9 protein-coding genes are annotated in these 11,256 nt (G+C 74.0%); 6 read left to right on the forward strand and 3 right to left on the reverse strand.

Going from position 1 to position 11,256, the window contains the following annotated elements; genetic code table 11:
• The coding region (locus IE249_RS35955) for a DNA polymerase (RefSeq protein WP_229857296.1) at window positions 1-413 on the forward strand (413 nt) is incomplete at its 5' end.
• Between the two features lie 390 nt (window positions 414-803).
• Window positions 804-1,202, forward strand: a complete 399-nt coding sequence (locus IE249_RS02765; protein WP_189703128.1) for a hypothetical protein — start codon at window positions 804-806, stop codon at window positions 1,200-1,202.
• A gap of 256 nt (window positions 1,203-1,458) precedes the next feature.
• Here IE249_RS02765 and IE249_RS02770 read toward each other — a convergent pair whose 3' ends face one another.
• Complete coding sequence (locus IE249_RS02770) at window positions 1,459-2,397, reverse strand: DUF4184 family protein (protein ID WP_189703129.1); 939 nt, start codon at window positions 2,395-2,397, stop codon at window positions 1,459-1,461.
• Window positions 2,398-2,704: 307 nt separating this feature from the next.
• Here IE249_RS02770 and IE249_RS02775 point away from each other — a divergent pair, with 307 nt between their 5' ends.
• The 3 genes from IE249_RS02775 to pgfA all read left to right on the forward strand — a co-directional run bounded on the left by IE249_RS02775 (window position 2,705) and on the right by pgfA (window position 5,818).
• The gene (locus IE249_RS02775; RefSeq protein ID WP_189703130.1) at window positions 2,705-4,474 is read left to right on the forward strand and encodes a lytic transglycosylase domain-containing protein; all 1,770 of its coding nucleotides are present in this window, start codon (window positions 2,705-2,707) and stop codon (window positions 4,472-4,474) included.
• 148 nt (window positions 4,475-4,622) lie between these two features.
• Window positions 4,623-4,757 carry an SPW_0924 family protein gene (locus IE249_RS02780; protein WP_189703131.1) on the forward strand — a complete coding sequence of 45 codons (135 nt, stop codon included), beginning with the start codon at window positions 4,623-4,625 and terminating at the stop codon, window positions 4,755-4,757.
• Window positions 4,758-4,825: 68 nt separating this feature from the next.
• The gene (pgfA, locus tag IE249_RS02785) at window positions 4,826-5,818 is read left to right on the forward strand and encodes a cell envelope lipid trafficking protein PgfA (protein ID WP_189703132.1); all 993 of its coding nucleotides are present in this window, start codon (window positions 4,826-4,828) and stop codon (window positions 5,816-5,818) included.
• A 27-nt stretch (window positions 5,819-5,845) separates the two neighbouring features.
• Here pgfA and hrpB read toward each other — a convergent pair whose 3' ends face one another.
• Window positions 5,846-8,404, reverse strand: coding sequence for an ATP-dependent helicase HrpB (gene hrpB / locus IE249_RS02790; RefSeq protein ID WP_189703133.1), 2,559 nt, complete (start codon window positions 8,402-8,404; stop codon window positions 5,846-5,848).
• A gap of 4 nt (window positions 8,405-8,408) precedes the next feature.
• Window positions 8,409-9,308, reverse strand: a complete 900-nt coding sequence (locus tag IE249_RS02795) for a class I SAM-dependent methyltransferase (protein WP_189703134.1) — start codon at window positions 9,306-9,308, stop codon at window positions 8,409-8,411.
• A 315-nt stretch (window positions 9,309-9,623) separates the two neighbouring features.
• Here IE249_RS02795 and rpsA point away from each other — a divergent pair, with 315 nt between their 5' ends.
• Window positions 9,624-11,114, forward strand: a complete 1,491-nt coding sequence (gene rpsA, locus IE249_RS02800; protein WP_189703135.1) for a 30S ribosomal protein S1 — start codon at window positions 9,624-9,626, stop codon at window positions 11,112-11,114.
• Window positions 11,115-11,256: the final 142 nt, after the last annotated feature.

Consider the following 11,256-nt stretch of genomic DNA (forward strand, 5'->3'; position numbering starts at 1 on the left):
AGCGCTTCGGCGGCGTACGGGACTATCTGCGCCGCGTGGTCGACGAGGCCCGCGCCACGGGCTACACGGCGACCCTCTTCGGCCGCCGCCGCTACCTGCCCGACCTCAACAGCGACAACCGCCAGCGCCGCGAGGCGGCCGAGCGGATGGCCCTGAACGCGCCGATCCAGGGCACGGCCGCGGACATCGTCAAGATCGCCATGCTGCACGTGGACAAGGCACTGCGCGAGGCCGGCCTGACCTCCCGGATGCTGCTCCAGGTGCACGACGAAGTCGTCCTGGAGATCGCCCCCGGGGAGCGGACGGCCGCCGAGGAGATCGTCCGCCGCGAAATGTCCGGCGCGGTCCGCCTGAGGGCCCCACTGGACGTCTCGGTGGGCGTGGGACCCGACTGGGAGTCGGCGGCCCACTGATCCTGCGACGGGCCCGAGAATACTTACCGCGGGTGCGGGGGCGCGTGATGTGCGCGGCTCGCGGGCGGGCCCGCGGGGTCCGGCGATCCTGCCGGCGCGGGGCACGTGGCGTTCGGAGCTCCCGGCGGCGCGGGGCCGTGACGCCCGGAGCTCCCGTCGGCGCCTGCCAAGGCGTTCCGGTGCACCGCGGGAGCGGGGCTGGTGGCGTTGGCATTTCCCGCGCGCGGGGTTACTGCCGGCGCGGGGCACGTGGCGTTCGGAGCTCCCGGCGGCCCGCAGGGACGTGACCTGCGGGTTCATGCCGGTGCGAGGGCCGGCGGCCTCGGTCGGCGTCACTCACGTGGCCCCCGCGAAGGCGCAGTCGGTGGCGCCGCCAGCCAGGATGCGGGCATGGGTATACGCATGCTCAACCGCCGGCCGGCGGTATCGCCGACAGCCGGCGGTGCGGCTCCCGCCGCACCGTCCCCGCCGGTTCCGGCCTTCTCGGCCGGCGCAAGCACCGCCCGCGTCCCCACCGACCTCGCGACCACCCTGCGCCGCGCCGCGACCGGTCTGCGCGGTCGCCTCCTGCCGCGCCCCGCGGACCCCGGCGAGGCACCACCGTGGTGCCTGTGGGCCGAGGTGGCCCGCGGCTACCTGGCCCTGCTCCTCGCCCGGCTCCCGCGACCGGGGCCGGGGCCGGTACCCACGGTCACCGTCTTCGTCGCCGCCACGCCAACGGCCGGAGTCCGGCCGACCGGCCCGCCCCACCGCGACCGCCAGAGCCCCCCACCCCGCCGCGACGGCTGACCCCACACCCGAACAACACCCGGCCCCGCCGGAACCACGCACTCCTCGGACCGCTCCCGAGACTGCGGCCCCCGCCGCTCCCGGCCTCCGGCGCTCACCGCCCACCCGGCGGCCCGGACCCCGAGGCCATGGCGCTCCCGACGCCGGACCTCCGAGGCCATTGCGCCCACGGCGCGCGCGTCGCCCCGGCCCGCACGGCACCCGACGCTGACGACGCCTCGGCCTTGCCGCCCCCTCGGCTGCGACGGCGCCTCCGTCACTCAAGCCCCGTCGGCCGACCGGACCCCGAGACCATGGCGCCCTCCGCACTTCCGGCGCCCCCGGTGATGCCGTCACCCCCGGCGCCGCCGGCCGCCGGCCGTGTTGCGGGGCGCGGGGCCCGCACGGCCACGGCGTACAGCGGCAGGCCCAGTATCAGGCCCGCGCCCGCGCCGAAGCACAGGGTCGGTACCAGGTCCCAGAAGCCGGTTCCGGCGCCCCGCAGGAAGGCCCAGTCCCGGGCCACCCGCTGCGCGGCACCCAGCGCGGCGGACCCGGCGAGCGCGGCACCCAGCGCGGCGGACCCGGCGAGCGCGGCCGCGGCCCACCACCGGTCCCGTACGGACGACCGGGGAACCCGCGCCGGTCCGCCCGCCGCCGGTGCCTGCCGCAGTGCGTGGACGACGAAACCGGCGAGCACCAGCGCCGCGACCACCGAACTGCCGTACTGCACCAGCCAGTAGACCGGCGCTCCCGCCACCTGCCGCCCCAGTACCGGCAGCAGCCGCACCCCCCACCGGCCCGGGTGGGTGAACGCGTCCCACACCACATGCGTCAGCGCGCCCAGCGCGGCGGAGACGTACCACCACCACACCGAGGCGGGCCGCACGCGCGCGCGTGGCGCCCCGCACCGCGTCAGCGCAGCCACCCGCCCCCGCGCGGCCCCCGGCAACAGCGCCACCAGCGGCTCGCGCACCAGCAGCCACAGCGCCACCAGCGCCCACGCGATGAGCACGTCGAGCGAGAAGACCCCGGGCAGGGAGTGCGTGACCGTGCCGAACCGCATCCCGCCGGGCACCAGGCTCGCCGCGTAGTACGTCATGTCGGGCGCGAAGGAGCCCGCCACGAGCACCGACGGCACCAGCCGGCCCCGCCCCCTTCCGTCGCCGCGCACCGCGGGCAGTACGGCGGCCGCGTGACTGAGAGTGAACGGCAACGGGGCTCCCTCCGACGAGCACGGACCGGCGGCGCCGGGGCAGGCACATGTCCCGTGATCAACCCGGTCCAGTATGCGGGACGCGCATCCTCGAGCCGCCGCACGGCATCCGGTCCAACGGCACGTGGCCAACCGGTGAAAACCGGGCAGGAACGGCTGCCGACGCCAAGGAAGTTGTCGTAGGGTCACCTGGGTCGCACATCCGAACGCCCCGCGAGGTGAACCGGGACCGCGTATCAACCGTCACAACAGGGCGAACGGTCAGACACAGACGGACGCTCGGGCGTCCACGGGAGGGGTTCACTCTATGGCGGCGCATTTCGGCAGGAGGCTGCGCAAGGGAGCGGCGACGACGGCCGTGGCCGCGGCGGCGGTCGCGGCACTGTCCGCCTCCCAGGCTCCGGACGCGACGGCCGGGGCCCCCGGCAGACAGACCGCCGCCGGTTCCACCTCCGCCCCGGACGTGAGCGCCGCCCCCGACGACAGCGCGACCGGCAACTCGCCGTACTACACCGCCCTTCCGCCGCTGCACAGCCCCAGCCCCGTGCCGGCCACCGGCGCCCCCACCACCCGCGGACCTTCCGAGGCGGGCATCCCGGCGACCGTGCTCGACGCCTACAAGAAGGCCGAGGCCGAGCTGCGCGACTCCAAGCCGGGCTGCAACCTGCCCTGGCAACTCCTCGCCGCCATCGGCAAGGTGGAGTCCGGACAGGCCCGCGGCGGCCAGGTCGACGCCGAGGGCACCACCTACTCGCCGATCCTGGGCCCGGTCCTCGACGGCAACGGCTTCGCCCACATCGGCGACACCGACCACGGCGCCTACGACGGCGACAGCAGGTACGACCGCGCCGTCGGCCCCATGCAGTTCATCCCGTCCACCTGGAACTGGGCCGGCCGCGACGGCAACGGCGACGGCAAGAAGGACCCCAACAACATCTACGACGCCGCCCTCGCCGCCGGCCACTACCTGTGCCGCAACGACTGGGACATGTCCACCGGCGCCGGCCTGAGGTCGGCGATCCTCAGCTACAACAACTCCCAGGACTATCTGGACACCGTCCTGTCCTGGATGGAGTACTACCGCAAGGGCACCCACTCGATCCCGGACGGCACCGGCACCCTGCCCTCCGGCCGCAGCGACGACACGCCCGGTGCGGGCCCCGACCCGTCGCCGTCCGGGCCCACCACGCCGCCCGGCACCCACCGGCCGTCCAAGCCCCCGAAGCCCGCCGAGCCGGGCAAGCCGGCCGAGCCCGGCGGCGGCAGCACCACCCCGCCCGCCAAGCCCGGCCCGCCGAGCAAGCCGGCCCCGCCGCACACCACGCCGCCGACCCCCACCGACACGGTCGACCACCTCGAGGACGCCGACCCGGGCGACCTCACCGCCATGGCCGGCCACGCCTTCGCGCGCAAGACCGAGGCCCGCGCCGAGACCAAGGACGGCAAGCCGGTCGCCAAGGTCAGGATCCGGTTCACGATCACCGGCGACACCGATGCCGTCTTCACCGGCGGCGAGAAGGTCGCCACCGTCGTCACCGACGCCACCGGCACCGCCGTCGCGCCGCAGGTGCGGGCGGGCGAGAGGACCGGTGACTTCACCGTCCGCGCCCTCGTCGTCGGCCGTACGATCACCGCGCTCGACTACAAGGCCACCGTCACCCCGCGCGCCGCCGACGCCCTCGCCCGCACCGGCGACACCCCGCTGACCTGCGTCCCGGGCGGCGAGTTCGCCGACCAGGTCGAGGTCAAGGCCACCTACAAGGGCGCCGTGGCGGACAAGGTCGCGGCCACCGCCACCCTGATCAAGGCCGACGACGACCCCACCGAGAACGACAAGGGTCCCTACTTCAAGGACGCCGACGGCAAGCCCGTACGCACCCTGAAGGACCTCCGGACCGACGCCAAGGGCCTGCTGAAGCTGCCCAAGCTGTACGCGGACGACACCACCGGGACGTTCCTGCTGCGCATCACCACCACCGGCGGCGCCACGCTGACGGTGGAGCTCAAGGTGGCGGCGGCCGACGACACCACGGCCGGCGACACCACGGCCGACCCGTCACCCAGCCCGGCCGCCTAGCCACCGCCGCGCCGGCACGAGGGCGCCCTCTCCCGCGGACCGCGAGGGGAGGGCGCCCTCGTCATGTGCGCCACGTGTTCTCATCTCGCCCGCCCGTTGCTACGGTGCCGGACCTGACGACCTATCAGTTCCCTTGCGGGGAGGCCCGATGCGCGCCCTGATCGCCGCCGCGGCCGGCCTGACGGCCGCGCTCGCCCTCGTACTGACGATCACCGCCATGGGTACACCGGAGGGCAGGACGTCCCCCCGGCCCCTGCTCACGACCGTCCCCGCACACCCCTGACCGCCGCGGCAGCCCACACCGCACGCGACAGCCACCACCGCCCGCAACCGCCCGGGAGGGAGGCCGAGATGCGCCGCACGGCCAGTCTGGTCCTGCTCGCCCTCGCCGTGTTCTTCGCGGCGCTGTCCCCGCTGCTGCGCTGGTACGCCTACCCGAGGCTGGTCAAGGTGCCCGCCGACGAGTACCAGACCATGGTCCTGCAGGCCCGCGACGCCACCCTGCTCGACTACGGCACCATGAAGGCCCGCACGGTTCCCGAGATCACCGTCGTGCAGACCCTCAAGGGGAACGTGGAGGCCGCCAGGAGGATCGAGAGGACGGCGGGCCGGGACGTCGTCGTCTGGGACGGTCTGTCCTACGTCCAGGGCCCCGACGGCAAGATGGTCTCCCGGATCCCCGAGCGCTACATCTTCGACGCCCACACCCAGGAACCGGTGCACGCCACCGGCGAGATGGTCGACGGCGACCCCGTCACCCGCAACGGCATCGAGTTCAAGTGGCCCTTCCTGACGCAGGAACGGGACTACGAGTACTTCGACGCCCAGGCCCGCGTCACCGCCCCCATCCACTACGAGGGCACCCGCCACTTCCGCGGCCTGAGCGTCTACTACTTCGAGCAGACCATCCCCTGGACCCGCGTCCCCTTCCCCAAGGTGATGCCCGTCGCGGGGATCACCCCCGAGTCGGTCGCGAAGACCGGCACCACCCGCTGGTACACCACCGTGCGCAAGTTCTGGGTCGAGCCCGTCACCGGTGCCCCCGTCTACGGCGAGGAGATCCACAAGGAGGAACTGCGCGGCGGCAGCCTGCTCGGCGGCCGGGACCGGGTGACGGTGTTCGCCGGCCACGTGAAGATGCGCGAGGACTACACGCGCCACACCGTGGACCTGGTGAAGTCCCAGCGCCGGCTGGTCCTCCTCGTGACGTCGTACCTTCCCTGGGGCTTCCTCTGCCTCGGCGTCCTGCTGCTCTCGCTCTCCCTGTACCTGGAGGCACGCGGCCGGCGGACGCCGGGCCCGGCGCCGGTCCGGACGGAGGAACCGGAGCCGCTCGGCTCCTGAACCGTGCGCCGGGCGCGCACGCCCGGCTCAGCCCCTGAGCCGGGCGTTGGTGTGCCGGGTCGGCTCCGCGCCCGCAGGGTCCTCGGGCCACGGATGCTTCGGATAGCGCCCGCGCAGCTCGGCACGTACGCCCTTGTAGCCGTCCCGCCAGAAGGAGGCGAGGTCGGCGGTGACCGCGGCCGGCCGCCCGGCGGGGGAGAGCAGGTGCACGAGGACCGGCACCCCGGCGAGGACCGGGGACCGGTCCGAGCCGAACATCTCCTGCAGCTTCACGGCGAGCACGGGCTGCCCGGGATCGGTGTAGTCGACGCGGATTTTCGACCCGCTCGGCACGGTGATCCGCTCCGGGGCGAGTTCGTCCAGGCGGGCCGCCTCGCCGCCGGCCCAGGGGAGCAGCCGGTTCAGCGCCTGCCCGGCGTCGATCCGCGCGAGGTCCGCCCGCCGGCGGGCACGGCTCAGCTCGGGCTCCAGCCACTCCTCCACGCGCGCGTGCAGCACGTCGTCGGACACCTCGGGCCAGGGTTCACCGAGGTGCCGGTGCAGGAAAGCGAGCCGCTGCCGCAGCACCCGCGCCTCCGGCGACCACCGCAGCAGGCCGAACCCCTCCTGCCGCAGCCCGTCGAGCAGCGCGGCGCGCACGAGCCCCGGACCGGGGTCGCTCAGCGGACGGGACACCAGCTCGACGGCGCCGAGCCGCTCGACCCGCCGGGCCACGACGTCCCCCTCGGCCCAGTGGACCTCCTCCGCCTCCTCGTACAGCGCGCCGGCGGCCACCCGGGCCACGCCCTCGTCGACGGCCGCGGCGAGCTGCACGCGCGCGTGCCCCCTGCCCAGCGGCCGGTCGGCCACGGCGACGGCGATCCAGGGCGCCCCGCGCAGGGGCGAGGTGTCCGGAAGCTCCGCGCGGGTCCCCGACACCATGAGGTACGACCCACCGTCGAGCCGGGCGACCCGCTCGGGGAAGGCCAGCGCGGCCACGAGCCCGGCGATCCCCCCGCCGCCCGCGCTCCCCGGGCCCCCGCCGCCCGGCTCCGGCCGGACGTCCAGGGGCGCCGCGGAGCCGTCGCCGGGCGAGCGGGACACCTCCAAGGCGGCGGCACGCAGCCGCCGGACCTCCGCGAGCCACCGACCGGAGTAGGCGTCGCCCCCGCGCCGGGCACGGCGCAGGGCGTCGGCGAGATCGGACCCGTACTCCCTGGGCGGCTCCTCGCTCAGCAGCGCCACGACCTCCGCGCCCGCCTCGCCGGACCCCGCCCCGCCGGAGGCGAGCAGCGCGCGCCCCAGCCGTGGATGCACCCCCAGTCGTGCCAGCCGCCGCCCCCGCTCGGTGGCCCGCCCGCGCGGGTCCACGGCCCCGACGGCCCGCAGCACCTCGCGTGCCGCCGCCATCGCACCGCCCGGCGGCGGATCGAGCAGCGCCAGCCCGGAGGCGTCCGGATCGCCCCAGCAGGCCGCCTGAAGGGCGAACGCCGTCAGGTCGGCCACCTTGATCTCCGGCGCGGGGAAGCGCGGCAGGCGGGCGTCCTCGGCCTCGGCCCAGCAGCGGTACACCGTCCCCGGCGCCTCGCGCCCGGCACGTCCCGCGCGCTGCCGCCCGGCCGCCCTCGAGGCCCGTACCGTCGTCAGGGCGCTCAGCCCGCGCGCGTGGTCGACGCGCGGCTCCCGCGCGAGACCGGCGTCGACGACCACCCGCACCCCGGGCACCGTCAGAGACGACTCGGCCACCGAGGTCGCGAGGACCACCCGGCGCCGCCGCCCCGGCGCCAGCACCGCGTCCTGCACGGCCGCCGGCGCCCGCCCGTGCACCTGGAGCACCTCCACGTCACCGAGCTCCCCGAGCTGCCCCGCGACCCGCGCGATCTCGCCCACGCCCGGCAGGAAGCACAGCACGTCACCGGGCCGCTCGGCCAGCGCCCGGCGCACCACCGAGGCGACGTGCGTCAGCAGCGCGGGGTCCACCCGCATCCCGTGCGGCGGCCGCACCGGACGCGCGGGAGGCGCCCACACCACCTCCACCGGATACGACACGCCCGTGGCCTCGACCACCGGGGCGCCGCCCAGCAGGTCCGCCCAGCCGCTGGCGTCCGTGGTCGCCGACGCGGCCACCAGCCGCAGCTCAGGCCTGAGCGCCTGGCGCACGTCCCACAGGAACGCGGCCACCGTGTCCGCGTCCAGATGCCGCTCGTGACACTCGTCCAGGACCACCGCGTCGACGCCCGCGAGCTCCTGGTCCCGCTGGAGCCGCTGCAGCAGCACACCGGTCGTGACGACCTCCACGCGCGTGTGCCTGCCGACGACGCGCTCGCCGCGCACGGTGAAACCGACGCTCCCGCCCGGCTTCTCGCCCAGCAGCCACGCCATCCGGCGGGCCGCCGCCCGCGCCGCGATCCGGCGCGGCTCGGCGACGACCACCCTCCGCGCGGGACCCTCACCGAGCAGCCCCGCCAGGGCGAGCGGCACCAGCGTCGTCTTGCCGGTGCCCGGCGGCGCCACGAGCACGGCCGTGCCGTGGCCCTCCAGGGCGTCCCCGAGGGCGGGCAGCGCGGACCGTACCGGGAGGGCCTCCAGGGCCTCGTGCCGGATCACGCGGTCAGTCCCGTACGCAGACGAAGATCGCCGTCCCCGGGATCAGTCCGCCGCGCAGCGGCGACCAGCCGCCCCACTCGGAGGTGTTCCACACCGGCCACTCCGGCTCGACCAGGTCCACCAGGCGGAAGCCCGAGGACACGACGTCCCGGACGCGGTCGCCCAGCGTCCTGTGGTGCTCCACGTAGACCGCGCGGCCCTGCTCGTCCTGCTCCACGTACGGCGTGCGGTCGAAGTACGACCCGGACACGCTCAGCCCTTCCGGTCCCGGCTCGTCGGGGAACGCCCAGCGGACCGGATGGGTCACCGAGAAGACGAACCGCCCGCCCGGCCGCAGCACGCGGCGCACCTCCCGCAGCACCAGCCGCGGATCGGCGACGAACGGCAGCGCGCCGTACGCCGAGCACGCCAGGTCGAAGGAGCCGTCGGCGAAGGGCAGCGCCCCCGCGTCCGCGCACACCAGTGGGAAGCCCCCGCCGATGCGCAGCGCGTGCTGGAGCTGGCGGTGGGAGAGGTCCAGGGCCACCGGACGGGCGCCCTGCGCGGCCAGCCAGCGCGAGCACTGCGCCGCGCCCGCGCCGACCTCCAGGACGTCCTTGCCCTTCAGCTCCTCCGGCGGGCCGAGCAGCTCGGCCTCCACCTCGTCCAGGCCCTCGGGGCACCACACGAAGCGGCCGTCCCCGAGGAAGGTTCCGTGCTCGCGCTGGTAGTCGTCCGCGTTGCGGTCCCACCAGCCGCGGTTGGCCCGGGCGCTCTCCGCGACGCCGGCCGTGCGCCGGATGGCCTCTGCCTCGTCCCGCTCACGGGTCGCGTCCCGCGGGTCTTCCGGCTCGAACGGTTCGGGCTCTTGGATGATCGGCTCCCTCGTCGTACTCTTCCGTCCAACCCGCTCCGGTGGTGACACGACGGGGTGTTCCGGTGTCCGCGTGGCCTCGGGAGACAGGTTTTGTGCCGGTTATGGGGTGATCCGCCCCGGGTGTGCGGCTTCGCGCATTGACCCTGTCCGGCTGCCCCCGTATGCTACAAGTTGCGCTGCGGGCCTGCGCTCCTCAGACGTAGCAGGCTGCGCTCGCATCTGTTGTATGTCCCCTCGGTTGTCGAGGCGCCACCAGTGGTTTGTGTGGCGCTTCCTTGGCTGTCCGGCTTCTGCAGAGCGAAACGGGCTCCCGGCGTAAGCAGTACCTACGACTTCAATGTCCGTACCGGAGCCCTTTCCCACATGACGAGCAGCACCGAGACCACCGCCACCACCCCGCAGGTAGCGGTCAACGACATCGGTAACGAGGAAGCCTTCCTCGCAGCGATCGACGAGACGATCAAGTACTTCAACGACGGCGACATCGTCGACGGCGTCATCGTGAAGGTCGACCGGGACGAGGTCCTGCTCGACATCGGTTACAAGACCGAAGGTGTCATCCCGAGCCGCGAGCTCTCGATCAAGCACGACGTCGACCCCAACGAGGTCGTCGCCGTCGGCGACGAGATCGAGGCCCTGGTCCTCCAGAAGGAGGACAAGGAAGGCCGCCTGATCCTCTCGAAGAAGCGCGCCCAGTACGAGCGTGCCTGGGGCACCATCGAGAAGATCAAGGAAGAGGACGGCATCGTCACCGGTACCGTCATCGAGGTCGTCAAGGGTGGTCTCATCCTCGACATCGGCCTCCGCGGCTTCCTGCCGGCCTCCCTGGTCGAGATGCGCCGCGTCCGCGACCTCCAGCCGTACGTCGGCAAGGAGCTCGAGGCGAAGATCATCGAGCTGGACAAGAACCGCAACAACGTGGTCCTGTCCCGCCGTGCCTGGCTGGAGCAGACCCAGTCCGAGGTCCGCCAGACGTTCCTCACGACCCTCCAGAAGGGTCAGGTCCGCTCCGGTGTGGTCTCCTCGATCGTCAACTTCGGTGCCTTCGTGGACCTGGGTGGCGTCGACGGTCTGGTCCACGTCTCCGAGCTGTCCTGGAAGCACATCGACCACCCGTCCGAGGTCGTCGAGGTGGGCCAGGAGGTCACCGTCGAGGTCCTCGACGTCGACATGGACCGTGAGCGCGTCTCCCTGTCGCTGAAGGCGACCCAGGAAGACCCGTGGCAGCAGTTCGCCCGCACCCACCAGATCGGCCAGGTCGTGCCCGGCAAGGTCACGAAGCTGGTTCCGTTCGGTGCGTTCGTCCGCGTGGACGAGGGCATCGAGGGTCTGGTCCACATCTCCGAGCTGGCCGAGCGCCACGTGGAGATCCCGGAGCAGGTCGTCCAGGTCAACGACGAGATCTTCGTCAAGGTCATCGACATCGACCTCGAGCGCCGTCGCATCAGCCTCTCGCTGAAGCAGGCCAACGAGTCCTTCGGTGCCGACCCGGCCTCGGTCGAGTTCGACCCGACCCTGTACGGCATGGCCGCGTCCTACGACGACCAGGGCAACTACATCTACCCCGAGGGCTTCGACCCCGAGACCAACGACTGGCTCGAGGGCTACGAGAAGCAGCGCGAGGAGTGGGAGCGCCAGTACGCCGAGGCGCAGTCCCGCTTCGAGCAGCACCAGCAGCAGGTCATCAAGTCCCGCGAGGCGGACGCCGCTGCCGCCGCCGAGGGTGGCGAGGCCGCCGCTCCGGCCGCGTCCGGCGGTTCGTACTCCTCCGAGGGTGGCGACAGCTCCGGCGCGCTCGCCTCGGACGAGGCGCTCGCTGCCCTGCGCGAGAAGCTGGCCGGCGGCCAGAGCTGAACGCTCACCGCTGAGCGGTAGCCGGTAACAACCGCGGCCCGCACCCCCGGGAGGGGGTGCGGGCCGCGGTCGTGTCCGGGGCCCCTCCCGGTCGGGTCTCCGGATCGGGTCCGGTGTCCGGCAAAGGACGCCCGTTCGGGTG

The organism is Streptomyces anandii JCM 4720, assembly GCF_014650655.1.
In the GTDB taxonomy this organism is placed as follows: domain Bacteria; phylum Actinomycetota; class Actinomycetes; order Streptomycetales; family Streptomycetaceae; genus Streptomyces; species Streptomyces anandii.

What these genes read in the sequence shown, in the direction of transcription:
- IE249_RS02775 (WP_189703130.1), top strand. Translation starts at nt 2,705, where the DNA reads ATGGCGGCGCATTTCGGCAGGAGGCTGCGCAAGGGAGCGGCGACGACG.
- pgfA (WP_189703132.1), top strand. Translation starts at nt 4,826, where the DNA reads ATGCGCCGCACGGCCAGTCTGGTCCTGCTCGCCCTCGCCGTGTTCTTC.
- IE249_RS02765 (WP_189703128.1), top strand. Translation starts at nt 804, where the DNA reads ATGGGTATACGCATGCTCAACCGCCGGCCGGCGGTATCGCCGACAGCC.
- rpsA (WP_189703135.1), top strand. Translation starts at nt 9,624, where the DNA reads ATGACGAGCAGCACCGAGACCACCGCCACCACCCCGCAGGTAGCGGTC.
- IE249_RS02780 (WP_189703131.1), top strand. Translation starts at nt 4,623, where the DNA reads ATGCGCGCCCTGATCGCCGCCGCGGCCGGCCTGACGGCCGCGCTCGCC.